This window comes from Paenibacillus urinalis (genome assembly GCF_028747985.1).
GTDB lineage: Bacteria > Bacillota > Bacilli > Paenibacillales > Paenibacillaceae > Paenibacillus > Paenibacillus urinalis.
In genome coordinates this window covers 3,662,181-3,686,727 of sequence record NZ_CP118108.1, presented here as the reverse complement: position 1 = coordinate 3,686,727, position 24,547 = coordinate 3,662,181, and the positions used below count along the sequence as shown (strand labels likewise).

The following is a 24,547-nucleotide window of genomic DNA, read 5'->3' as shown; positions in this document are numbered from 1 at the left end:
GTGGTTTGGTCAATCACAGCTATAATCGTCAGCTATCTTCTGGGATCGGTAAGCTTTAGCTTTTTATTTGGTAAGCTGATGAAGGGTATTGATATTCGGGATCATGGAAGTGGAAATGCAGGTGCCACGAATACGCTGAGAACACTTGGCAAAGGGCCGGCCATTCTTGTACTGGCCCTGGATATTGCTAAGGGCGTTGCTGCGGTATGGATCGGCAAATGGCTGGGAGGCGATTCGGCCTGGGTGCCAGCACTTTGCGGTATTAGTGCCATTATAGGTCATAACTGGCCGGTATTCTTCCGATTTCGTGGTGGAAAGGGGATCGCGACAGCCATTGGTGTATTAGCGACTCTCTGCTTTTTGCCTGCATTGTATGCAGGGATTATTGCGATTCTATCGATTTTCATTACAAGATATGTATCGCTCGGTTCTTTAATCTTCGTCTTTTTGACGCCATTATTTTTACTTATTCTTCTATATCCTTGGCCCCTATTCTGGTCAAGCTTCATTATTTGTATCTTTGCATTTTGGAGACATCGTACAAATATTACGAAGTTGATTCAGGGTAAGGAGAACAAGTTAGGATCCAGTTCATCGAAGGGAGGAAACCGGGTTGTCTAAAAAAGTAACGCTATTGGTAGCTGGAAGCTGGGGAACCGCACTTGCAAGTGTGCTCGCTGATAATGGACATGATGTATATGTGTGGACGAGAAGTGAACAGCAGGCGGCAGAAATCAATCTGCAGCACACAAACAGTCGTTACCTGCCCGGCGTCACCCTGTCAGATCGTATTGTAGCCTCCAGTGATATGGAAGAAGCAGTAAAGGGCACGAGCGCTATAATTATCGTGGCTCCTTCTTCTGCGATGCGAGCGGTAGTTCTGCAGTTGAAACCGTACTATACGAAGGGTACCCTCATTATTCATGCAACCAAGGGATTTGAGCTTCCCAGCTTGAAAAGGATGTCCACCGTGATTGCGGAAGATTTGGACTGCGCTGAGGGCGATATTGTCGTCTTGTCAGGGCCGAGTCATGCCGAAGAAGTAGTGAAGCGCAATCCTACGACGATTGTTGTGGCAGCATTAAACGATGACAAGGCAAACTACGCAAGAGATCTGTTTATGAATGTTAACTTCAGAGTCTATACCAATCGGGATCAAGTAGGTGTTGAACTGGCTGGGGCACTCAAGAACATCATTGCTCTCGGTGCAGGAATGTCGGATGGTCTCGGATTTGGAGATAATGCCAAGGCCGCGATTATAACGAGAGGACTTGCCGAGATTTCGAGAGTAGGCGTCCAGATGGGAGCGAATCCGCTCACCTTCTCTGGCCTTGCGGGTGTTGGGGATCTTGTCGTGACAGCGACGAGTAAACATAGCCGGAACTGGCGGGCTGGATACGCGCTTGGTCAGGGCAAACCACTGAATGAAGTACTTGAAGCAATGGGGATGGTGGTGGAGGGAATCCGTACAACGGAGGCCGCACACGCCATATCGATCAAATACAATGTACAGATGCCGATTGCTGACCAGCTCTATCAAGTGTTGTTCACAGGCAAGGACAGTCGTACGGCAGTAGAAGCACTTATGGGTCGCGATCCCAAGACGGAGATGGAAGTTATGAAGCTTGAGACCTGGGAGCAATGGCATAAATAACAGATTTAAGCTCGTTCGTTCTTTTCGTAGGCTGGAGCCCTAGAATTGTGGAGTCCATCACCTTTCCCTAAGACAGCTCATATGATATTGTGAGTTTTTGTCTTGAGGAGGGGAATAAATGGGAGATTTTTCTAAGGATGCTTTGGATGCGATTAACAAGAAGACCGGTAAGAAAATATCCGAAGGGGCCGTCAAAAAATTGGCCAATACGGTTAAGCCTTCTACAATGCAAAATGAAGCACAGCTGCGGACACTAATTAAACAGGTCTCTGCAATGGCCAATATACCGGTCAGTGAAGAAACAATTAAAGAAATCGTAAATGCTGTTAAAAAGAGCGGTATGAATCCAAGTAACATGGAAGCAATCATGAAAATGATGATGAAAAAGAAATAAGGTTTGATCTAGAACAAAGAGCGAGGCAGCAGCCTGTGATCTTTGTTCTTTTTTTCTTTTATTTGGAAGTTCAGGTCTGCTTTTCGTGATATAATAGGTCGTGTTTATGGACAAACGTACCTAAAATAATGTTGCAGCGAAAGGGAGCAAATCATGAGTGCAATGGATAAAATGTGGCTGTCCATTATCGCAATTTTGATTATGGGAGTGTCTGTTTTTCTCATTACTTTTGCCAGAGCCAAAACTAAGGGTATAATAAAAGGGATTTTATCCGTCATTGCTTTTATTATCATGTTAGTTGGTTTCTTCAGCGGCGTAGTGTCAATCATGTAGCAGCTATGAGTTAGTTTTTGATTGATCCCTGCTATAACATATAAGCGGCAAGCTTACTGAAGCATCAAGATTTGTACTTAAAGGATAAAAGGGAAGGTGAGCCGATTGGCAGGGCTATTTTCACCAAATGAATGGAGTCATGATGAGGTGCTGGATCGATCTTTGAAATTGTTAATCAACATGTGGAATACAAATGACTATCTCTGGTTATTGGGAGGAAGCAGCAGTTTAATGCTCCAGGGCGTTGAGCTCTCTAAACCACCGAATGACATTGATATTTATGCTGAGCTTCGGGTTGCCAAATTACTGCATAGACTCGCTCGGGACAAGCAAATAGATGAACAGGTTTTGGACCGCAGCGGCACCTATACTTCCCTGCTAAGCCATTACCGCATTGAGGATATCGCAGTTGAGCTGTCCGGCGGGTTTGAGATATGTACTGAGGGGTCGTTTTATCGCACAGAAGTTGAACTGTTAAGCTCCTATGCTGTACCTTACAGTGTCCAGGGAGCGGCGATGGTTAAGCTAACTCCGCTCAGTCATGAGCTGCTATTCAATGTATTACGCCAAAGAGAGGATCGTTATATTCCCATCGCCGCAAAAATGAGCAAGAGCTTGGAGCAGCACATGCCCCTCATTCAAGAGCTCATCGGAAGGAATGTATGGTCCGATCAAGATGTAAGAAGGGTAGAGGAGCTGCTGAATACTAGAATTTAAACGATGGATCCAGTAGGAAACTGCTCAGGAAGGAAGTTAATGATGAATGTGAAGGTAACGTTTTTGCCGGCGCGCAAGGAAATTACAGTCAAGCAGGGCACAACGTTGCTTCAAGCTGGGCGAAGTGCAGGAGTCCATATTCCTACCCGCTGCGGGGGGAAGGCGGGCTGCCTGATGTGCAAGGTAAAGGTCCAAGAGCAGGAACGCAAGAACCTGAGTGATCCGAGTACGGCTGAAATAAACAAACTGGGAACTTGGCTGAATGATGGAACCCGGCTTGCTTGTCAGGCGGTGATCCGTGATTCAGTTGTCGTAGAGCTTCCAGAGGACAAATTAAAGGCCGCCATCCGCAAGCAGCTTGAGAAACAGCAGGCTGAACGTGATGAATTGTGGTGATTTTAGATATTGATTCAGAATAGGAAGGACTTGCGATGTCACATAATCAAGAACGATTCGGTATGGGGAAGCTTCGGTTTGTTGTGCTCGGCGTATTTCTTCTGGCCCTGGTCATGTTGACAGGCTGTATGTATCCGGGGACAAGCAGTGAATCAGAGGCTGTAATTGTGAACTATGATGACAGTGTTAATAGAATTCAGAATGCGATTGACTCCTTCCAGTCAGACCAGCATATTTTGCCTATGATTACGGCTGGTAACGAGACGCCAAGATACGAAAAGTTTCGAATTGATCTGAACAAGCTGGAGCAGCAGGGATATCTGGATGATATACCGAATACTGCATTCGAAAAAGGCGGCAGCGTATATTATCTGCTTCAGAATGAAGAGACAGACCCGGTTGTGAAGGTAATGGAGCTTACGACGGTGCAGCGTGTAAACGATGTTCATCGTTCCGTTCAGACATACAGATCTACACATAATGAGTGGCCTGTGTCAGAGGAGGTTTCCCCGGGTGTATTTCGGGTGGATCTGGACAAGCTGCAGAGCGGTGCCAATCAGTTGCAGGAGTTAAAGAGTGTATACTCCGGAGAAGTTCTTCCGTATCTGCTTGATGATCAAGGAAATGTATATGCCGATTATGCAATAGATATTATGCAGGTGATTGAGCGGGAGAAGCTTACCCCTTCTCAAACTGAGGATCTTAGAGAGATACTTACAGAGCGATCGCATCATGTACCAGTCAAATCATTGCCTTATCATTGGGATGGCACAGCCCCTATTGCAGTACTAGAATAAATATATCCGAAGCCGCCAGATTGGCGGTTTTTTTTGTGCGTAGAGATGGAAGCGCCTTGCGCCCTTGAGAGAGTGCCTCTTTAAGTGAATTACTAGCCTCGAGCCACCTACAAAAAAACTTCAGTGGAATTTTTAGATCCCGAACGACTTTTGCGAAGCAACCGGAGGGAGGGAGGTAAAAATGGAACGTCTGAGAGGAACTAAAAATGGAACGTCGCGAGGAGCTAAAGAAGGAATGCGTTTAGTCCTTTAAGCGAACTACCATCCTCGAGCTACCTAGAAAAAACTTCAGTGGAATTTTTAGATCCTGAACGACTTTTGCGAAGCAACCGGAGGGAGGGAGGTAAAAATGGAACGTCTGACAAGGAGCAATAAACGGAACGTCAGCGAGTAGCTAAAGAAGGAACGTCTTGAGCTTTCAAGCGAATGACCAACCTCGAGCCACCTACAAAAAAACTTCAGTGGAATTTTTAGATCCCGAACGACTTTTGCGAAGCAACCGGAGGGAGGGAGATAAAAATGGAACGTCTGAGAGAGAGTTAAAAATGGAACGTCAGCGAGTAGCTAAAGAAGGAACGCCTTGAGCTTTCAAGTGAATTACCAGCCTCGAGCCACCAACAAAAAAACTTCAGTGGAATTTTTAGATCCCGAACGACTTTTGCGAAGCAACCGGAGAGAGGGAGATAAAAATGGAGCGTTTGAGAGGGAGATAAAAATGGAACGCCTAGATGAACGTTCTAAAAAGCGCCTGCGGTTCATATATTGAGTGTGGATGGACTGCAGAGGGTGACGTCTATCATCAAAGAAATCAGGTCTGGTGATAGAAATTTTAGAAAAGGCGTCATACCGCAGTGGTCATGTACATACTATGATACTAGTCCAAAAGCATGTACGAGTTACGCCGCTCATCTTCTCTCTTTGATCAGAATGTGATTGTCGGCGGCGGACGACTTCCGGGCAATTTTTATAAGCTGTTCTACCGCTTACAGGGTTTAACGTCTGATTGAAAACGAAGCGGATGCTCTTTAGCATTTTTCCTTCGGAGTATTTTTAGGAGGGGATTTCACTTGGAAAAAGTAGACATTTTCAAAGACATTGCCGAACGCACTGGCGGGGACATTTATCTTGGTGTTGTCGGCGCAGTTCGCACAGGAAAATCCACATTCATTAAACGCTTCATGGAAACGATCGTACTGCCAAACATTACAAGCGATTCCGATCGTGTCCGTGCAGTAGACGAATTGCCGCAGAGCGCTGCGGGTAAGACCATCATGACAACAGAGCCGAAGTTTGTGCCTAATACGGCAGTGCAGATCAAAGTGGCCGACGGCCTGGATGTTAATGTGAGACTGGTAGACTGTGTAGGATATGCGGTAGAAGGAGCGAAAGGCTACGAGGATGAGAATGGACCGCGGATGATATCGACGCCTTGGTTCGAAGAGCCGATTCCTTTTCAGGAAGCAGCCGAAATTGGCACACGCAAGGTAATTCAAGAGCATTCCACGCTCGGCGTTGTCGTAACGACAGATGGAACCATTGCCGAGATTCCGCGGGAGTCCTATGTGGAGTCCGAAGAGCGAGTCATCGCTGAGCTCAAAGAGGTCGGTAAGCCATTTGTTCTGATCATCAACTCCATCAAGCCAAAAAGTGAAGAAGCACAGCAGCTTCGTGCCGAGCTAGCAGAGAAATATGATATCCCGGTAATGACTGTAAGTGCAGCGACCATGACCGAAGATGATGTAACCGGCGTACTGAGAGAAGTACTCTATGAGTTCCCGGTTCATGAAGTGAACGTCAACTTGCCGAGCTGGGTCATGGTGTTGAATGAAAATCACTGGCTGCGTTCGAATTATGAAAATTCCGTGCGCGATACAGTCAAAGACATTCGCCGGTTGAGAGATGTCGATCGTGTGGTGTCCCAGTTCATGGAATATGAATTCATTGACCGCGCTGGACTGAGCGGAATGAATATGGGGCAGGGTGTTGCAGAGATTGATCTCTACGCACCCGATGAATTGTATGATCAGATTCTGTATGAAGTGGTGGGCATTGAGATTCGAGGCAAAGACCATCTGTTACAGCTCATGCAGGACTTTGCTCATGCGAAAAAAGAATATGATCGCTTTGCCGAAGCGCTCGAGATGGTGAAAACGACAGGCTACGGCATCGCTGCACCTTCACTGGCTGAAATGGCGCTTGATGAGCCGGAGCTGATCCGTCAGGGAACCAGATTTGGTGTGAGACTGAAAGCGACAGCACCTTCGATTCATATGATTCGCGTGGATGTCGAGTCTGAGTTCGCGCCGATTATAGGCACAGAGAAGCAGAGTGAGGAGCTTGTACGATACCTCATGCAGGACTTTGAGAATGATCCGATCAAGGTATGGGATTCAGATATGTTTGGCCGTTCGCTTCACTCTATCGTGCGTGAGGGCATTCAAGGCAAGATTGCCATGATGCCGGATAATGCAAGATACAAGCTGCAGGAAACACTCGGACGCATTATTAACGAAGGCTCTGGCGGTCTGATCGCCATCATACTGTAAATCTCCAGCATAGTTACTAAAATAACCGAAAGGAAGTATCCTTTTCGGTTATTTTGCTTGTCCATAAACGGTGAAAAGGTCGATTAGCTCATAAAACGACGAAGAATCTATCAATTTTAACTATATATAGCGCTGAATTCACTTGAAATTGTATTCTGACTGTATTACTATAAAGTTTGTCCGTTCAAGAGAAATATAGTCCTGTGACTAGATGTTTACCCCTCTTTGCAGCGGATGTAATGAGCCGGGCATATGAACCTATTAGTATAAAAATAGCCTAGCCACGTATATTTTGCGGTAAAACGGAAACACAGTATAACACTTAAGATATTTCAGGAGGTGAATACACTTGAATAAATCTGATCTGATTGCACAAGTTACAGAGGCAACTGAATTGTCGAAGAAGGATGTTACGAAAGCAGTGGATGCTGTATTCGAAGCGATTTCCGAAGCTCTGCAAAATGGAGATAAAGTACAACTCGTTGGTTTCGGTAACTTTGAAGTACGCGAGCGTTCTGCACGTAAAGGACGTAATCCGCAGACAGGTGAGGAAATCGAAATTCCTGCGAGCAAAATTCCTGCTTTCAAACCAGGTAAAGCGCTCAAAGATGGAATCAAATAAGATTTCTACATACGAGCAGGTAACCAAAAAGACCGTGAATACGTTCACGGCTTTTTTCATTTAATTGAAAAGGGGCAGTGAGCATGGAAATTCCATTAGGCGGCGATTATATCGTGATTAAGGCAAAAGAGAACGGTGTGCACGTCATTGGACTGACCCGAGGACATGATACAAGATTTCATCACACCGAGAAGCTCGATAAAGGTGAAGTCATGATCGCCCAATTCACAGATCATACTTCAGCAATCAAAGTGCGGGGCAAAGCAGAAGTGATGACCAAGCATGGGAAGATCGAAACAGATCAATAACCGCTTATTTTTACGCGACTTCAAATTGCAGGCATAGCCTGCTTTTTTTCTTTGTACAATGAGGTATGGGCCTTGTCTTACGGGCTCACAATAGGAAATGGGAGGCGAATTTTTTGAAGAAGAAAAAAGTCATTCTCATAGTCCTTTCCATCTCATTAAGTACACTCATGCTGCTGGCCACTTTTGTTTCCATTCAAAAAGACTCCTTTCTTCAGGACTCCCGCGAGGTTCTGCAGAACAGGAATCCGATTAGACTGGAGGATCATAATTTGGTCGATTACTTGCATGAATTGAAGCTTACGGCACAGATCAGCAAAGTGAAGTGGAACAGCGGTGTTCTAACCCTTGATTTGAGAGCGGGAGATGAATCAAGTGATCCATCGGATATATATGAAGATATAGCGACTGTCGCGTCCTTTTCCTTTGAGGAGACCGTTAATGTGCAGCAGCTGATGCTGCGGGTTATGGCTGAGGATGAATGGATGGGAAGCCGTCACTTGCTGTTATCGGCAGATATTAGGCGGAGGGAGTGGAGTCTTGAAGCGCTGCAATTGCTCGAAACCTGGAAGAGCGCTAAGCTCCCTGAGGAGCTTAAAATATGGTTTCATATGTCAGAAACGAATTTATGGCGCAGACAGTTCATTTTACGTTGAAAAGGGTTAATGATGCTTGTGCGATCATTTCGATCGTATGCTATAATAGATAAGATTGTGAATATATTCTATTTGAAACAATTTCATATTACCTTTATGGAGTTATGAAATTGATTCGTTACTTATTTAATGGCTCGGAGGATCAGGATGACTACATACCGCGTACCTAATCTTGCAAAAAAATATACAAACTATGATATGATTCAGCGGCATACGGAAATTCCGAATTTTCCTGATGGCCGTGTACGGCTGCTTGAGTTTTTTTTGAATCGTGGACCGGTTTGGTCAGCGGAGCATAGTGAGTTATATTCCCTCGTTACTGCGCTTGTACAAATGGGACTCGATACACATGAGATGATCGATGTTCATGAGGAAGATCTGAAGGAGCAGGAGATGCGATCTCGACAGCTAAAAGTGCTTGGCGGAGATTATTTCAGCGCGAGGTTCTATCAACTGCTGGCTGCAGCAGGTCAAATCTCCATTGTTGCGTCACTTAGTGAAGGAATCTGTATCGTCAACGAACGGAAAATGAATCTGTACAATCGCATGAGACGACAGCTGGTTACAGCTGAGGAATACGTTAACGAATCCGTGCAGCTGAAGAAGCAGCTGTTTCTTTCGTTTCAGAGCATGATTTCCCCAGGAGAAGTCTCGTTGTTCGATCGACTGCTCAGCGCATTTAGTTTATTTGATATGCTTATTGAGGAAATCGAACATGTGAGAGATATGGAGCGCTCTCGTTATCGTCTTGCCTATTATCAGATTCTAAGCCATACGGATTCGAGTGTTAAGGAAGCCCTCAACAGGAATGAGCTTGAGCCTAATGAGTGGATTCAGCTTACACTTAAGCACAGAACACAGGAATTTTTAACGGACAAGCTTCGTCATTCGGTGAATGATACTGAACGATTTATTGAGAATGAAGTAAGCGATCAGGTGGTTGTACAGGAGATCATGAAGATGATGGAATCGTACCGTACATACAGAGCACCTGGCAAAGTTGTTTGATAAGTGAATAAAAGGTGGTTCGAACATGCAGCATGAAGGGGAGAATCCGAAGGAGCAGCACGTTCATTCGGTGTTTCAAAGCATTGCTAGTAAATACGATTTTATGAACGATACGCTCAGCTTCAGGCGTCACAAGGCTTGGCGAAAGTTCACAATGAAGAAGATGAATGTGCAGCGTGGGCAAACGGCACTGGATGTATGCTGCGGGACCTGCGACTGGACGATCAGCCTTGCAGAAGCAAGTGAAACAGGTCACATCAATGGACTGGATTTCAGCAGCAATATGCTTGCAGTCGGACAGGAGAAGGTGGCACAGCAGGGCCGAGATCAGCAAATTACGCTTGTTCAAGGGAATGCCATGCAGCTTCCTTATGAAGATCATTCTTTTGATTATGTAACCATCGGCTTTGGTCTCCGCAATGTCCCGGATCTAAGACAAGTGCTGTTAGAGATGCAGCGGGTCGTCAAGCCGGGCGGAATGGTCGTATGTCTGGAGCTGTCAAAGCCGACCTGGCAGCCATTCAAGGGGATTTATTATTTTTATTTTAGACGTATACTTCCTGTTATGGGCAAGCTTCTTGCTAAACGCTACGAACAGTACAAATGGCTGCCTGACTCTCTAGCGATGTTTCCTGGAAGAGAAGAGCTTGAACAAATCTTCAGAGAAACGGGACTCAAGGATGTGAGGTCCTATCCGCTGACCGGCGGAATCGCAGCATTACATATTGGGAGCAAGGAGAGTCAGCATGTTTAAAAAGATCGCTATTTTTCTGGAAATGATTAAAATAGAGCATACCTTGTTTGCTCTGCCATTTGCGTTTATGGGAGCCATTCTTGGCTCTACTGAAATCAATGGAAGGCTGCCATTCTGGGCAGAGATTGGGTGGATTCTGCTCGCCATGGTGGGAGCCCGAAGTGCAGCCTTCGGTTTAAACCGAATGATTGACCGGGTTATCGATGGCAAAAATCCACGTACAGCCGGAAGAGCCATACCTGCAGGACTGCTCAAGATAAGTGAAGTTGTTATTTTTGTAATCATATCGTTTATTCTGTTATTCTGGGCCGCATCACAGCTCAATCCCTTATCGGTGAAGCTGCTGCCGATCGCGGTGTTTATGCTCGTTATTTACTCTTATACCAAACGGTTTACATGGCTGTGCCATGTTGTTCTCGGTTTGACGATTGGTCTAGCCCCGCTCGGCGGGTGGGTTGCAGTGACCGGGGAAATAAATCTTACTGCGATGGTGCTGTATCTCGCTGCCGCTTTTTGGACGGCAGGCTTTGATATTATATATGCTTGTCAGGATATCGATTTTGACCAGAAGGAAGGCGTGTATTCCATCCCTTCCCGATTTGGAACCCAAGGTGCACTGAATATCGCAAAATATTTTCATATCATAACGGCGATCGGATTTATTGCCTTATTCTTCATGACGGATTTGAGCTGGATATATGCAATAGGTATACTAATATCATGCGGACTTCTTATATATGAGCATATGATTGTGTCACCAAACGATATGAGCCGGGTACAGACCGCATTCTTTACGCTGAACAGCTGGGTCAGCATGGTCATTCTATTGTTTACTCTGATCGATGCGGTGGTGATCTAACCTATGAATAGATTAAAAAGACTCGCAGTCGGCATAACAGGCGCGAGTGGCAGTATATACGGAGTCAGGTTGATTGAGACATTGCTTGATCAGGAATACGAGATACATCTTGTCGTTTCGAATGCAGGCTGGCGTGTGTTAAAAGAAGAACTAGGCTGGAATGTTTCGGACCGGGAAGGGATTTTGAACGAGAAGTTCGGGAACCGTCCCGGTTCTCTTATATATCACCCTGTTAGCGATATAGGAGCTTCCATTGCGAGCGGGTCCTTCTTAATGGATGGAATGATTATTATGCCGTGTTCGATGGGGACGTTGTCAGCGATCGCGCACGGAGCCTCGGATAACCTGATGGCTAGGGCGGCTGATGTCATGATGAAGGAAGGACGTCCACTCGTACTGGTGCCCCGGGAAACACCGCTTCATGCGATTCACCTGGAAAATATGCTGAAGCTGAGCCGGCTTGGTGTCAAAATGATTCCAGCGATGCCGGCATTCTATTATCATCCTAAAACGATGGATGACCTTATCCATTTCTTGGTGGGTAAAGTACTGGATGTTCTTCACATCGAGCATAACTTGTTTAAGAGATGGGGGGAGGAGAATTGAAGGAATTACATCAAGTAACCACCATCGGAAAAATAAGCTATACCAATGCATGGCCCATGTATCATTACTTCGAGCCGGCTGCCCTTATGAATCCGGCAGAGCTGATTACAGAGGTGCCGGCCAGGTTGAATGAACGTATTCATGAAGGAACGCTGGACTTAAGCGCGATGTCGTCCTTTGCATACGGCATGGCATCTGATCGATTACTTCTGTTACCGGATATTTCAGTGAGCAGCCGCGGAGAAGTAAAATCCATCTTGCTATTCAGCAAGGAGCCCATCGAATCTATCGTAAACCGTACGATTGCTCTGACCAATACTTCAGCAACCTCAGTAAATTTGCTCAAAGTGATTATGACGAAGTTCTATGAGGGTAATCCTGATTATATTACGATGGAGCCTGAGCTTGAGCGTATGATGGAAAATGCAGATGCGGCTCTGCTTATTGGAGATCACGCTATCAAAGCGTCCTGGGCAGACCATCCTTATCATGTTTACGATCTTGGTGAGTTATGGTATCGGTATACCGGGCACCAGATGACTTATGCCGTGTGGGCAGTAAATCGAAGCTTCGCGGACAATAATGCAGACACTGTCAAAGAGATAGCTGAGGCGTTTTATAACAGCAAGACAGCGAGCCTGCGGGATCTTGCACCCGTTGTTAGGCATGCAGTACAGCACATTGGCGGTTCTGAAGCCTATTGGTATGCGTATTTTAGAAATTTGGTTTACGATTTTGGCGAAAATGAGTTGCGAGGGCTGCAGCTGTATTTCCGTTATGCACATGAGCTTGGTCTCATGGAGCATGAGGTCCAGGTGGATCTCTGGAATGAGAATAAGCTGATACGGGTGACGGAATGAAACTACTTGATATTTTGACTGCACTAAAGAAGGATATAAGTTATATAGAGAAAGAGTTATACCGCGGTGTAGAAACGAGTGAGCCTCTGCTTGCGGAAACTTCGCTTCATTTGCTTAAGGCAGGCGGCAAACGGCTCAGACCGGTCTTTGTCCTGCTTGGGGGAAAGTTCGGGAACTATGACATTGAGGTATTGAAGCACGTGGCAGTTCCGCTTGAACTGATCCATTCCTCGTCGCTTGTTCATGATGATGTAATCGACAATGCAGAAACAAGACGAGGGCAGCTTACCGTCAAATCGAAATGGGACAATCGTATCGCGATGTATACGGGTGACTACATCTATGCACGTGCCATGTCAATTATAGCGGAGCTGCCTAATCCGCTGATCCATCAGACGATGGCGAAGGCGATGGTGCAAATGACGATCGGCGAGATGGAACAGATCAGGGACTTCTTTAACACCGATCAAAATGTGCGTAACTATTTGCTGCGGATACGCCGCAAAACAGCACTCCTCATCGCAATCAGCTGTCAGCTTGGGGCTGTGGCGGCCGGTGCGGATAAAGAGGTGTGCAGAAGACTCTACAGCTATGGCTATAATGTAGGCATGGCCTTTCAGATTCAGGATGATTTGCTTGATCTAAGAGGCACAGAGAAGCAGCTCGGCAAGCCGCCTGGAAGTGACATGCTTCAAGGCAATATTACGATACCCGTTATTTTCGCATTGCAGGAAGAGCGTATTCGGGAGGATCTGCTCCAGCTTATTCACCGGATTCATGAAGATGGAGACAAGGGGTCCGTGCAAGCTGCAGTAGGCATGATTCGTGAAAGCGATGGAATGGCTAAAGCAGAGGCACTGGCTGACCGATATATGAATAAAGCTCTTGATGCGCTGGAAGGACTTCCTGACATTAAGACGAAGAAAAATCTACGGGATATCGCTCATTTTGTTGTAAAACGTTCATATTAACCTGGCAGGAACATCAAGAAAGCAAGTCGAAAGTCATTATGCAGCTAGCTGGGGCGTGTCTTAAAAATCACTGGAGTGAAATCTGTTTTAGAGTTTAAGACACGCCCTGATTCTTAAACAAAGCCTGGAGGGAATAGACGATGGAGCGTACTTTTTTAATGGTGAAACCAGATGGGGTTCAGCGTGGATTGATTGGGCGCATTATTAGCCGGTTTGAGGACAAGGGGTTTAAGCTGGTGGCAGGCAAGTTTGTACAGGTCACAGATGAACAAGCTAAACGTCACTACGCCGAGCATGATGGCAAACCTTTCTTTGATGACTTGGTGTCCTTCATTACTTCCGGACCTGTATTTGCGATGGTATGGGAAGGCGAAGACATCATCACTCTATCACGGATGCTCATCGGCAAGACGAATGTGAAAGAAGCGCTTCCTGGGACGATTCGGGGGGATTTTGCGGCGATCACACCACATAATTTGATTCATGGCTCTGATTCACCAGAGAGTGCGGCCAGAGAACTCCGTAACTTCTTTGCAGAAGAAGAACTTGTAGCTTATGACAAAACGATTGCTGTCTGGACTTAAAATGTGCGGTTCTTTTCCTAAGAAAGAAGGTTTCAGGTGTCCAATCTAGAGATTGAAACTACGCAATCCGATTACTTGCTATTTATTCGTAATGTAAAACAGGCCACGGGTATTGATCTTTCGCAATATAAAGAAGCTCAAATGAAACGAAGACTTACGACGCTTCGTAACAAGCACGGGCATGAGAGCTTTGCATCCTTTTTTGAAGAAATGACCCGCAACAAAGCTTTATTTCTTGAATTTCTGGATCGGATGACCATCAATGTCTCTGAATTTTGGCGTAACCGGAACAGATGGGAAGTGCTTAAAGATCGCATTCTGCCTAGTCTGACCCGGGATCACCAGAAGCTCAAGATCTGGAGTGCCGCCTGTTCTACTGGGGAAGAGCCTTACACATTGGCTATGATTGTGGATATGTTAGGCTTGTTAAACCAGACGGAATTGCGTGCTACCGATATTGATGAAGGTGCTCTGGCCAGAGCCAGTAAGGGTACATATCTGGAGCGTTCACTGAGAGAGGTACCTGAGTCCGTGTGCAGACGTTATTTTACCGAGGATGGGCTTCAGTATCATATTGATCCTAAGCTGAAACAGGCGGTGCGCTTTAGCAAGCAGAACTTGCTGTCTGATCCATTCGAAGAAGGCTTTGATCTCATTGTTTGCCGAAATGTAATGATATATTTTACGGAAGAGGCCAAGCATTTACTGTATCAAAAGTTCGCCAAAGCGCTTAGACCTGGCGGGGTATTGTTCGTGGGAAGCACAGAGCAGATTTTTTCTCCCGCTCAATATAATCTGGTTTCGGTGGACACCTTTTTTTACCAAAAGTCTGTATAAGTATAGTTCGAGTATGAATTGACCTATACTGGAACTATCTGTGTGAAGACTTTTTGGGGGTAATGAAATGGATAAAAGAACGGTAATCGCTGCATATAGACAAGGACTTATCAATATCCGGGAATGTGCCCAGATTATCGGGCTGGACACGACTCAAATGGAGCGAATGCTTGGTGAGATCAAGCCTCAGTCAGACGCTGATCGACATGAGCTGTCATGGCGGGCCGGACTATCTGCTGGCAAGTAATGAAACCTATACGGAAACGCCTGTCCTATGGTGAGGATAGGCGTTTCTTTGTTTCGCCAATCGCATAACTGGAGTGAGGCGAAATCAGATCCATTCTTGTCAAACATAACATGCTATACTATAATGATCAAAGATTAAACATTTTAGCAGTTTAAAGCTTAACAGTATAAAGGGGGAACGTATTATGAGTCTTCGTTATTTAACCGCAGGGGAAACGCACGGACCCCAATTGACAGCAATCGTAGAGGGACTTCCAAGTAATATGAAAGTGGATTTTGAGGAGCTGAATTTTCAGCTGCATCGCCGCCAGAAGGGATATGGACGCGGGCGTCGGATGCAAATTGAGAAAGATACAGCTGAATTTGTTGGCGGTATTCGCCATGGATATACAACAGGAGCCCCGGTAGCTCTAGTCGTGGAGAACAAGGACTGGACGCACTGGCGCAACATTATGAATATTGAACCGATTGAAGGTACAGATGAAGAGAAGCGCAGAGTGCATCGTCCAAGACCAGGACATGCTGATCTGAATGGCGGACTTAAATACAATCTGAAGGATCTCAGAAATGTGCTTGAGCGTTCCAGTGCTCGGGAAACGACGGTAAGAGTAGCGGTTGGAGCCATTGCACGTCAGCTTCTGGCAGAGTTCGGCATACAGATTGCGGGCCGTGTGCTGCGAATCGGTGAGATTGAAGCTCCGTATGAGGAACTGCCGATTGAAGAGCTGCGCAGCCGCACAGAAGCTTCCTCGGTCCGTGTAACGGATCCTGAAACAGAGAAGAAGATGGAAGCTTACATTGATCAGATCAAGAAAGATGGGGACTCGATTGGCGGCATTGTAGAATGTGTCGTGGAAGGTGTTCCTGTCGGGCTTGGAAGCTATGTACAGTATGATCGTAAGCTTGATGGACGTATTGCTCAGGCTGTCATGTCGATTAATGCCTTCAAAGGTGTCGAGATCGGTATTGGATTTGAAGCGGGTACGATTCCGGGATCACAGGTTCATGATGAAATCCTGTACAGTGAGGATAAGGGATACCATCGTGCATCCAATCGCCTGGGCGGATTTGAAGGCGGTGTGACGAACGGCATGCCTGTCGTTGTACGCGGTGTAATGAAGCCGATTCCTACGTTATACAAACCACTGCAAAGTGTAGATATTGATACAAAAGAGCCGTTTACAGCTCAAGTGGAACGTTCAGATGCTTGCGCAGTTCCTGCTGCCAGTGTAGTCATGGAGCATGTGGTTGCCTGGGAGATCGCAAAGGCATTCCTGGAGAAATTCGGCGGCGATTCCATTGAGGAGATAAGAGCCAATCTGGAGAACTATAATGCCCAGTTGGAGCGTTACTAATCATGAAGACGCTGAATGTTGACCTGGGCGAACGTTCATACCCTATTTATATCGGCAGCGGGCTGCTTGCTAAGACAGGCAGCCATCTGGCTCAGCACGGAGTAAGCAGCAAGAGTCCGATCATGGTTATTACGGACGATCAAATCGCTCCGTATTATTTGCAAATTGTGAAGGACTCCTTGGAGCAAGCAGGCTACAAGGTTGTATCCGCCGTGGTTCAGAGTGGAGAGACGTCCAAGTCTCTCACCGTTTACACGGAAATGATGACCCTAGCGATTGAAGGAGGTCTTGATCGAAGCTCTGCTATTCTAGCCCTTGGCGGTGGAGTCGTCGGTGATTTGGCTGGCTTCGTTGCTGCTACTTATATGCGTGGGATTCGATTTGTGCAGATTCCGACAACAATCCTTGCTCATGACAGCAGCGTAGGGGGCAAAGTAGCGGTCAACCATCCGCTTGCCAAAAATATCATCGGAGCATTTCATCAACCCGAGTTTGTTCTGTATGATGTGGACACGCTGAAGACGCTGCCTCCACGGGAAGTTTCGGCAGGTCTTGCAGAAATGCTGAAGCACGGACTGATTCAAGACGAGGAGTTTGCCTACTGGTGTGAAGAGCATGCGAATAAGCTGCTCTCCTTAGATAAGGATTCACTCGTATATGGTTTGCTGCGCGGCTGTTCGATCAAGGCAGATATCGTATCCCAGGACGAAAGAGAAAATGGGATTCGGGCTACACTGAACCTGGGTCACACCATCGGTCATGCGATTGAAGCGATCGCAGGATATGGCAAATTTCTGCATGGTGAGGCCATCTCGATCGGAATGGTTGGTGCCGCACAGCTCGGCGTATTAAGAGGAGCCGATCCGGTGCTGTACACAACGACGAGGCGCATGCTCGAATCATTGAATTTGCCTACATCACTTCCGGCTGACATGAGTACAGATGATATTCTGGCAGCTATGATGCATGACAAAAAATTTAGAGAAGGCCTAATGGTCTTTATCATCCCGACCAAGATCGGTGAAGTTGTCGTTGCGAATGATGTTCGAGTACAGGACGTCAGGGATGTTATCGATGGGCTGAAAGAAAGAGGCGTAAACGCATGATGTACACAAGAGGTATACGAGGTGCAACAACGGTAACGAGCAACACGGAAGCAGAGATTATGAAGGAAACTTCCAAGCTGCTTCAAGAGATCGTAGAACGTAATCAGCTTGAGCCGGAAGCCATCTGCAGCGTATGGATTACACTTACTCAAGATCTTGATGCTGCCTTTCCGGCCAAGGCGATTCGTGAGCTGACTGGATGGGAGCTAGTGCCCTTAATGTGTTCCTTGGAGGTTCCGGTCAAAGGAGCACTGGAGAAGTGCATTCGCTTTATGATCCATGTGAATACAGAGAAATCACAAAAGGAAATTCAACATGTTTATTTAAACGGTGCGAAGGCACTGCGTCCTGATTTGGCCGCTTCCTCTGGAAGCTAAGGGCAAATCGAACCTTGCCAAAATGGATTAAACTATGTATAGTGAACTGTAGCAGAGATGAGAAGAGTTAAGACGTTTGATGAGTAGAGCAGAGCTTAGCCATTTTCAGAAGGCTGTGGCCGATAGTGCATTCGCATGACGGTAGCATGGCTGGTGAAATGGGAGAAGTCCTTGGCCTTTAAGCATAAGGCAAGGCTTTTGAAGAGTTGAGAAACAAAGAAGAATATGGATACCCTGATGATCTGTAAGTACAGGATTATTGAGCATATATTCTGGTACTGAACTTATGGGCAATCATTGTAGGGGAAGTATATTTTCTTTAGGTTTCTTATTGCCTACATACTCATATAATCGTTAATGAACCTCTACAGTCTCGTAGAGGTTTTTTTGCATACACGCATACTTCTTGAACTTCATCTTTCGCCCATCTTAAGCTCAAGGGAGTGTTTTAAGGATGTTGAATATCGAAGCACAAGAGGTACTTAGGCAAGCCAGGGAATATAATCTGATTCCTGTCGTTAAGCGAATTCTTGCTGATATGGAGACCCCCATCCGGTTATTCAGCCGGTTCGCAGAGCAGGAATACGCATTTTTGTTAGAGAGTGTAGAGGGCGGGAGCAACTGGGCGAGATATTCATTTATCGGCACCGATCCTTTTATTACAATCTCCGGTAAGAACGGAGTTATTACTGTAGAACACGACGGACGTAGACAACAAATGCAAGGCAAACCGATAGAAGAGCTAAAGGTGCTGCTCAGACAGTACCGCAGTCCTATGGTGGACGGATTACCGCCGTTTACGGGCGGAGCGATCGGGTTTTTCGGATATGACCTGCTGCAGTATTACGAGAAGCTGCCGAAGCACGCGGTTGATGATCTTCAGATGGATGATATTCAGTTTATGTTCTGTGATCAGGTCATCGTATTTGACCATGTGAAGCAGCAGCTACTGTTAATAGGCAACGTACATGTTGCACCAGGGGATCGCGATGAGGATATCCTGCGTAATTATCAGCTAGTGGATGAGAAGCTGGAGAAGCTCGCAAGGATCTTGGCAGATGAAGGACCGAAGGAGAATGCCAATCGTCATGCTATGCCAAGTGGAGTTGAACTCGGTGATGTGAAGTCCAACCTGACAAAAGATCAATTTATTTCCAATGTAGAACAGGCTAAGGAATATATCCGTGCAGGGGATATTTTTCAAGTGGTGCTGTCCCAGCGCTTCCATATTGAGACCGAGGTATCTCCGCTTCAGGTATACCGGGTGCTCAGAACACTGAATCCATCACCATATATGTATTATTTAAAGCTGGGTGAGGAAGTGATCGTAGGCACTTCGCCAGAAGCGCTTGTCAAGGTCGATGGAGGAAGGGTACAGACTAGGCCAATCGCTGGCACGAGACCGAGAGGAGAAACGGCTGCGGAAGATGAGCGTCTAGCACAAGACCTGCTTCAGGACGAGAAGGAACGTGCAGAGCACCTGATGCTCGTTGATCTCGGCCGTAATGATATCGGAAAGGTCAGTCAGTTTGGTACCGTAAAGTGCGACTCTTTTATGGAGATTGAGAAATACTCGCACGTCATGCACATGGTGACGAATGTATCTGGCACGATAAGGGAGGATAAGGATTTCTTTGATGCTTTTCTATCCTGTCTTCCGGCGGGTACCGTATCCGGTGCACCGAAGCTGAGAGCCATGCAGATCATTGCGGAGCTGGAGCGTGAAGCACGCGGTGCCTATGCCGGAGCGATCGGATACTTGGGCTTCAGCGGGAATATGGACTCCTGTATCACGATTCGCACGATTATATTCAAGGAAGGCAAGGCCTATGTTCAGGCAGGGGCTGGCATCGTCTGGGATTCGGTTCCCGAGATGGAATATGAAGAGACAGTAAACAAAGCGAAGGCACTCTTAACTGCAATCCGTTATGCTGAACAAATGTTTCCAAAAGCAGCTGTGCCCCTGAGCTACGCGAATCAAGATTATATTTATACACCTAATTGATAAGGAGGAGATCACGATGAGCACCATCATCACTGGAAATGCCGTTCAGCAAAGCCTCATGAACATCATGGAAGGCAGAGATCTGACGCAGATTGAAGCGAGGAATGTCATGAGCCATATTATGAGCGGAGAAGCGACTGCAGCACAAATCGGGGGACTGCTGACGGCTCTGCGCCTAAAAGGAGAAACGGTCGACGAAATCACCGGATTTGCAGAAGCGATGCGTGAATCCTGTGCCAGAGTACTCACAGAGCAGAACAATCTGCTGGATACCTGTGGAACTGGGGGATCAGGGATCAGCAAATTCAATATTTCAACGGCTTCCGCAATCATCGCCTCCTCTTTATCTGTGCGGGTTGCGAAGCATGGGAATCGTTCTGCAAGCGGAAGAGCGGGAAGTGCGGATGTGCTCGAAGCACTAGGAGTTAACATCCATCTGAATCAAGAGCAGGCGAGAGACTGCCTGGATGCGATCAATATTTGTTTTTTATTTGCTCAGGTATATCATCCTTCCATGAAGTACGCAGCTGCACCGCGAAAGGAATTGGGGGTAAGGACGATCTTTAATCTGCTTGGGCCACTTACCAATCCAGCTGGAGCAGACCGCCAAGTACTCGGAGTGTATGACGTAACCAGAACAGAAGCCATTGCAGAATCGCTTGGCAGACTTGGACTGAAACGGGCGCTCGTCGTTGCAAGCTATGACGGACTTGATGAGATCAGTATTTCAGACCGGACGAAGATATCGGAATTAAAGGATGGAGCTGTTCAAACCTACGATATTCATCCCGATGATTTGGGACTCAAGACGTATCCTTTGCAGCAGGTACTTGGAGGAACAGCTACCGAGAATGCAGACATTATTAAACGTGTGCTCTCCGGCGAACAGGGAGGATATCGGGATATCGTTCTAGCGAACGCAGGGGCTTCCATTTATGTAGCAGGACTTGCGGGAAGTATCGCAGAAGGGGTCCACTTGGCCAAAAATGCAATTGATTCCGGCAAAGCATCTGATAAATTGACACAGCTTATTCAGAAGACGGGAGAGTATGATTATGTATCTTGATCGCATTGTAGCAACGAAGAAGGAAGAGGTTGCAGCATTATCCAGCGTATTCGATATAAATGAAGCGGAAAAAAGAATCGCAGCACTACCTGCTGCAAGAGGCTTCGAAAGAGCATTGTCCAAGGAACATGTGAGAGGCATGGGGCTGATCGCTGAAGTAAAGAAAGCTTCTCCATCAAAGGGATTAATCCGAAGTAATTTTGATCCTGTCGACATCGCAAAAGCCTATGAGGCCGCAGGTGCAGATTGTATGTCGGTGCTGACGGATATCCATTACTTTCAAGGGAAGCCCGAATATTTGACAGCAATCCGTCAGCAGGTAAACGTTCCGCTGCTGCGCAAAGATTTTATAATTGATGAGAAACAAATTGCGGAAGCCCGGATCATAGGTGCAGATGCAGTTCTGCTGATTGCAAGCATACTGGATTCAGCTCAGCTGTCCAGATATATAAGCTATGCCCGGGATTTGGGTCTGGATGCACTTGTCGAAGTCCATGATAAGGAGGAGTTGCTAAGTGTTCTGGATATTGGCAGTGCCTCTCTAATCGGGATCAACAACCGAAATCTTCGCACTTTTGAAACTCGCCTTGAGACGACGGCTGAACTGGCAGAGCTTGTGCCTGAGCATGTCACCTTAATCAGCGAGAGCGGTATTCGCACACCGCAAGATGTGGAGTATGTGAAGCAGGCAGGTGCAAAAGGCATCCTTGTCGGCGAGCAGTTTATGCGCCAGGATAATGTGAGTCAGGCTGTTCTTGAGCTTATGGGTGCAGGGGAACAGGTGAGAAAATGACGGTACAGCAGGCTAAACCGCTTCTAAAAATATGTGGACTTCAGGACGTTGAAGTGCTAAAATCAATGAAGCACTTAACTGTCGATTTTATTGGTTTTGTATTCGCGAAGTCGAGGCGCCAAGTATCTGCGGAACATGCAGCACAGCTCTGTAACGTGCTGAATGAATGGGAAGCCGTACCTTCTCCCAGATCAGCAGGGGTTTTTGTTAATCCTGACTGGGAAGAGCTTACAGCAATACTAGATCAAGCTCCGCTAGACGTGATTCAGCTGCATGGACAGGAATCCCCGGATTTTTGTCAGAAGGTCAGAGAAGTGCTTGGGGTACAGGTGTTTAAAGCTTTCTCCATTCACGAGAATCAGACTCCAGGCATGAGTGCCCATGATCAGCTGAACCCGTATAAAGGTAAAGTAGATGCCATTCTGCTCGATACTTACGATGGAGTATATGGCGGAGGATCCGGTAAGACCTTTGCTTGGGAGAAGAGCCTGCCCTATCAGCAGTGGGCTGATCGTACGGGAATTCCGCTGTTTGTAGCCGGCGGACTTGATGCGGAGAACGTAACCGGGCTTGTGCGTCGTTATGCTCCGGACGGAGTAGATGTTTCAAGCGGCGTTGAGACAGATGGACATAAAGACATCGTTAAAATGACAGCTTTTGTGGAGAGGGTGAAGAAGGCATGACGCAATTACCGGATGAATATGGTCGTTTTGGTCCTTTTGGAGGGCGGTATGTGCCGGAAACGTTAATGAATGCCCTGATCGAATTAGAGCAGGAGTATAAGCGTTTTTCAGAGGATCCTGAGTTTAATGAGGAATTGAACTATTTGCTGAAGCAGTATTCGGGCAGGGAGACTCCTCTTTATTATGCAGAACATTTAACCCAGCAGCTTGGCGGGGCCAAAATATATTTGAAGCGTGAGGATCTAAACCATACCGGCGCTCATAAAATTAACAATGCACTGGGGCAAGGCCTGCTTGCTAAGCGCATGGGTAAGAAAAAGGTCATCGCTGAAACAGGAGCAGGACAGCATGGGGTGGCAACGGCAACGGTTGCTGCGCTGCTGGGCTTGGAATGCAAGGTGTTCATGGGAGAAGAGGATACGAAGCGTCAGCAGCTTAATGTATTTCGGATGAACATGCTGGGAGCCGAGGTCGTTCCCGTCACATCAGGTACCCGGACGCTCAAGGATGCAGGGAATGAGGCTCTTAGGTACTGGGTCAGTAATGTAGAGGATACCTTCTATATTCTCGGTTCAGCAGTCGGCCCCCATCCATATCCACTGATGGTTCGTAATTTTCAGCGCGTCATCGGAGACGAAACGAGAAGACAGATTATTGAAGCAGAAGGAAGACTGCCTGATAAGATTGTAGCAGCTGTCGGTGGAGGCTCAAATGCAATCGGCATGTTCTACCCTTTTATAAATGACGACTCCGTAGAGCTTATTGGCTGCGAAGCTGCAGGCAAAGGCGTCGATACGGAATATCATGCGGCCACGATGAGCAAGGGAACACATGGCGTATTCCAAGGCTCCATGAGTCTCTTGCTGCAGGATAAATACGGACAAGTTCAGGAAGCACACTCGATTTCAGCAGGATTGGATTATCCAGGGGTAGGACCCGAGCATTCTTATCTCAAAGAGATCAAGCGTGCTCAGTATGTGCCGATTACTGACAAGGAAGCGCTGGATGCACTTCAATTGCTCAGCCGCACAGAGGGAATTATTCCTGCGCTCGAATCCGCTCACGCAGTGGCAGAGGTGGCCAAGATTGCTCCATCCATGGACAAGGACCAGATTGTGGTTATCTGTTTATCTGGCCGGGGAGACAAGGATGTTGAATCCATCATGAAGTACACGGGAGGTCAACTCTCATGAGCATACAGTTGAATTTAATGGATCTTACGTTTGAGAGACTCAAGTCTGAGAACAAAACAGCACTGATTCCTTTTCTTACGATTGGTGATCCTGACATTGAGACAAGTATCGAAATAATACTCGAGCTGGAAGCAGCAGGAGCTGACGTCATCGAGCTGGGTGTTCCCTACTCGGACCCTCTTGCAGACGGGCCTGTGATCCAGCGGGCTTCTGAGCGTGCCTTGAAGCAGCATATTACGATTCGCACCTGCATGGAGGCAGCAAAACGAGCCAGAGAAGCAGGGGCGAAGCTGCCGTTTGTGCTGTTTACTTATTATAATCCTGTGCTTCAAACCGGACTTGAGACTTTCTTTGAACTGCTGAAGGATCACGATATCAGTGGCATCATTATACCTGATCTGCCAATTGAGGAGTCGGAAGAAATCAGAGTTTATGCAGACAAGGCTAATATTCACCTTATACCCCTGGTGGCACCAACCTCAAAGACTAGAATTGAGAACATTGTCAAAAAAGCAAGAGGATTCATCTACTGTGTTTCATCGCTCGGTGTGACAGGAGAAAGATCCTCGTTCCACCTTGAAGTTGAAGAGTTTATTGACACGGTTAAATCGTACACTACTCTTCCTGTCGCCGTTGGCTTTGGTATTTCAAGCCGTGAGCAGGTGGAGCGATTCTCGAAGCTATGTGACGGTGTTGTCGTAGGGAGTGCGATCGTTAGACAAATTGAGACGAGCATTCCATTACTGTCAGATCCTGCAACCAAGCAAGAGGGGCTTTTGCAAATCCGGAATTTTGTGGCACAATTAAAGCTGTAGCGAATGCTG

Annotated in this window: 29 protein-coding genes; all 29 read left to right on the top strand. The window is 46.6% G+C overall.

The genetic code is table 11. From position 1 onward, the window contains the following. The 29 genes from plsY (at window position 1) to trpA (ending at window position 24,538) form a co-directional block, all read left to right on the top strand. The gene (plsY, locus tag PUW25_RS16975) at window positions 1-621 is read left to right on the top strand and encodes a glycerol-3-phosphate 1-O-acyltransferase PlsY (protein ID WP_047911121.1); all 621 of its coding nucleotides are present in this window, start codon (window positions 1-3) and stop codon (window positions 619-621) included. After that, window positions 614-1,654, top strand: coding sequence for an NAD(P)H-dependent glycerol-3-phosphate dehydrogenase (locus PUW25_RS16970; protein WP_047911122.1), 1,041 nt, complete (start codon window positions 614-616; stop codon window positions 1,652-1,654). The genes plsY and PUW25_RS16970 overlap by 8 nt, the downstream gene beginning before the upstream one ends. 118 nt (window positions 1,655-1,772) lie before the next feature. Next, complete coding sequence (locus PUW25_RS16965) at window positions 1,773-2,048, top strand: stage VI sporulation protein F (protein WP_047911123.1); 276 nt, start codon at window positions 1,773-1,775, stop codon at window positions 2,046-2,048. A 153-nt stretch (window positions 2,049-2,201) separates the two neighbouring features. Then, window positions 2,202-2,381, top strand: coding sequence for a DUF2768 family protein (locus PUW25_RS16960; protein WP_047911124.1), 180 nt, complete (start codon window positions 2,202-2,204; stop codon window positions 2,379-2,381). A gap of 105 nt (window positions 2,382-2,486) precedes the next feature. After that, window positions 2,487-3,098 (top strand): hypothetical protein, encoded by a 612-nt coding sequence (locus tag PUW25_RS16955; protein WP_205052738.1) that lies wholly within the window; start codon window positions 2,487-2,489, stop codon window positions 3,096-3,098. A 42-nt stretch (window positions 3,099-3,140) separates the two neighbouring features. Continuing rightward, on the top strand, window positions 3,141-3,494 hold the full coding sequence (locus PUW25_RS16950; protein ID WP_205053765.1) for a 2Fe-2S iron-sulfur cluster-binding protein: 354 nt from the start codon (window positions 3,141-3,143) through the stop codon (window positions 3,492-3,494). Window positions 3,495-3,529: 35 nt separating this feature from the next. Further along, window positions 3,530-4,291, top strand: coding sequence for a hypothetical protein (locus tag PUW25_RS16945; protein WP_274337313.1), 762 nt, complete (start codon window positions 3,530-3,532; stop codon window positions 4,289-4,291). Between the two features lie 1,067 nt (window positions 4,292-5,358). Then, window positions 5,359-6,837, top strand: a complete 1,479-nt coding sequence (spoIVA, locus tag PUW25_RS16940; protein WP_047911125.1) for a stage IV sporulation protein A — start codon at window positions 5,359-5,361, stop codon at window positions 6,835-6,837. 349 nt (window positions 6,838-7,186) lie between these two features. Further along, window positions 7,187-7,459, top strand: coding sequence for an HU family DNA-binding protein (locus PUW25_RS16935; protein ID WP_047911126.1), 273 nt, complete (start codon window positions 7,187-7,189; stop codon window positions 7,457-7,459). An 83-nt stretch (window positions 7,460-7,542) separates the two neighbouring features. Further along, the gene (mtrB, locus tag PUW25_RS16930) at window positions 7,543-7,767 is read left to right on the top strand and encodes a trp RNA-binding attenuation protein MtrB (RefSeq protein ID WP_047911127.1); all 225 of its coding nucleotides are present in this window, start codon (window positions 7,543-7,545) and stop codon (window positions 7,765-7,767) included. Window positions 7,768-7,880: 113 nt separating this feature from the next. Beyond that, entirely contained in the window at window positions 7,881-8,420 is a 540-nt protein-coding gene (locus PUW25_RS16925; RefSeq protein WP_205052739.1) for a hypothetical protein, read from the top strand. A 147-nt stretch (window positions 8,421-8,567) separates the two neighbouring features. Beyond that, on the top strand, window positions 8,568-9,428 hold the full coding sequence (locus PUW25_RS16920) for a heptaprenyl diphosphate synthase component 1 (RefSeq protein WP_205052740.1): 861 nt from the start codon (window positions 8,568-8,570) through the stop codon (window positions 9,426-9,428). 25 nt (window positions 9,429-9,453) lie between these two features. Next, window positions 9,454-10,182 carry a demethylmenaquinone methyltransferase gene (locus PUW25_RS16915; RefSeq protein WP_047911129.1) on the top strand — a complete coding sequence of 243 codons (729 nt, stop codon included), beginning with the start codon at window positions 9,454-9,456 and terminating at the stop codon, window positions 10,180-10,182. Then, on the top strand, window positions 10,175-11,041 hold the full coding sequence (locus tag PUW25_RS16910; RefSeq protein WP_205052741.1) for a UbiA-like polyprenyltransferase: 867 nt from the start codon (window positions 10,175-10,177) through the stop codon (window positions 11,039-11,041). Before PUW25_RS16915 ends, PUW25_RS16910 begins: the two co-directional genes overlap by 8 nt. A gap of 3 nt (window positions 11,042-11,044) precedes the next feature. Next, the gene (locus PUW25_RS16905; RefSeq protein WP_047911131.1) at window positions 11,045-11,647 is read left to right on the top strand and encodes a UbiX family flavin prenyltransferase; all 603 of its coding nucleotides are present in this window, start codon (window positions 11,045-11,047) and stop codon (window positions 11,645-11,647) included. Between the two features lie 56 nt (window positions 11,648-11,703). After that, window positions 11,704-12,507: a menaquinone biosynthetic enzyme MqnA/MqnD family protein gene (locus tag PUW25_RS16900; protein WP_238546329.1), complete on the top strand. Its 804-nt coding sequence runs from the start codon at window positions 11,704-11,706 to the stop codon at window positions 12,505-12,507. After that, window positions 12,504-13,478, top strand: coding sequence for a polyprenyl synthetase family protein (locus PUW25_RS16895; RefSeq protein ID WP_047911133.1), 975 nt, complete (start codon window positions 12,504-12,506; stop codon window positions 13,476-13,478). The genes PUW25_RS16900 and PUW25_RS16895 overlap by 4 nt, the downstream gene beginning before the upstream one ends. Window positions 13,479-13,618: 140 nt before the next feature. Further along, window positions 13,619-14,062, top strand: coding sequence for a nucleoside-diphosphate kinase (ndk, locus tag PUW25_RS16890; protein WP_047911134.1), 444 nt, complete (start codon window positions 13,619-13,621; stop codon window positions 14,060-14,062). 36 nt (window positions 14,063-14,098) lie between these two features. Beyond that, window positions 14,099-14,899 (top strand): CheR family methyltransferase, encoded by an 801-nt coding sequence (locus PUW25_RS16885; RefSeq protein WP_047911135.1) that lies wholly within the window; start codon window positions 14,099-14,101, stop codon window positions 14,897-14,899. Window positions 14,900-14,966: 67 nt separating this feature from the next. Beyond that, the gene (locus tag PUW25_RS16880) at window positions 14,967-15,146 is read left to right on the top strand and encodes a hypothetical protein (protein ID WP_047911136.1); all 180 of its coding nucleotides are present in this window, start codon (window positions 14,967-14,969) and stop codon (window positions 15,144-15,146) included. 184 nt (window positions 15,147-15,330) lie between these two features. Next, entirely contained in the window at window positions 15,331-16,500 is a 1,170-nt protein-coding gene (gene aroC, locus PUW25_RS16875) for a chorismate synthase (RefSeq protein ID WP_047911137.1), read from the top strand. 2 nt (window positions 16,501-16,502) lie between these two features. Next, the gene (gene aroB / locus PUW25_RS16870) at window positions 16,503-17,606 is read left to right on the top strand and encodes a 3-dehydroquinate synthase (RefSeq protein WP_047911138.1); all 1,104 of its coding nucleotides are present in this window, start codon (window positions 16,503-16,505) and stop codon (window positions 17,604-17,606) included. Further along, the gene (aroH, locus tag PUW25_RS16865; protein WP_047911256.1) at window positions 17,606-17,983 is read left to right on the top strand and encodes a chorismate mutase; all 378 of its coding nucleotides are present in this window, start codon (window positions 17,606-17,608) and stop codon (window positions 17,981-17,983) included. Before aroB ends, aroH begins: the two co-directional genes overlap by 1 nt. Window positions 17,984-18,437: 454 nt before the next feature. Continuing rightward, window positions 18,438-19,988 carry an anthranilate synthase component I gene (trpE, locus tag PUW25_RS16860; protein WP_047911139.1) on the top strand — a complete coding sequence of 517 codons (1,551 nt, stop codon included), beginning with the start codon at window positions 18,438-18,440 and terminating at the stop codon, window positions 19,986-19,988. 16 nt (window positions 19,989-20,004) lie between these two features. Continuing rightward, on the top strand, window positions 20,005-21,054 hold the full coding sequence (trpD, locus tag PUW25_RS16855) for an anthranilate phosphoribosyltransferase (protein WP_047911140.1): 1,050 nt from the start codon (window positions 20,005-20,007) through the stop codon (window positions 21,052-21,054). Continuing rightward, window positions 21,044-21,847, top strand: a complete 804-nt coding sequence (trpC, locus tag PUW25_RS16850) for an indole-3-glycerol phosphate synthase TrpC (RefSeq protein ID WP_047911141.1) — start codon at window positions 21,044-21,046, stop codon at window positions 21,845-21,847. Before trpD ends, trpC begins: the two co-directional genes overlap by 11 nt. Beyond that, window positions 21,844-22,530: a phosphoribosylanthranilate isomerase gene (locus tag PUW25_RS16845; RefSeq protein ID WP_047911142.1), complete on the top strand. Its 687-nt coding sequence runs from the start codon at window positions 21,844-21,846 to the stop codon at window positions 22,528-22,530. The genes trpC and PUW25_RS16845 overlap by 4 nt, the downstream gene beginning before the upstream one ends. Beyond that, a complete protein-coding gene (gene trpB, locus PUW25_RS16840) occupies window positions 22,527-23,723 on the top strand; it encodes a tryptophan synthase subunit beta (RefSeq protein ID WP_047911143.1) in 1,197 nt (398 codons plus the stop codon). The genes PUW25_RS16845 and trpB overlap by 4 nt, the downstream gene beginning before the upstream one ends. Window positions 23,724-23,731: 8 nt before the next feature. Then, entirely contained in the window at window positions 23,732-24,538 is an 807-nt protein-coding gene (gene trpA / locus PUW25_RS16835; protein WP_047911257.1) for a tryptophan synthase subunit alpha, read from the top strand. Window positions 24,539-24,547: the final 9 nt, after the last annotated feature.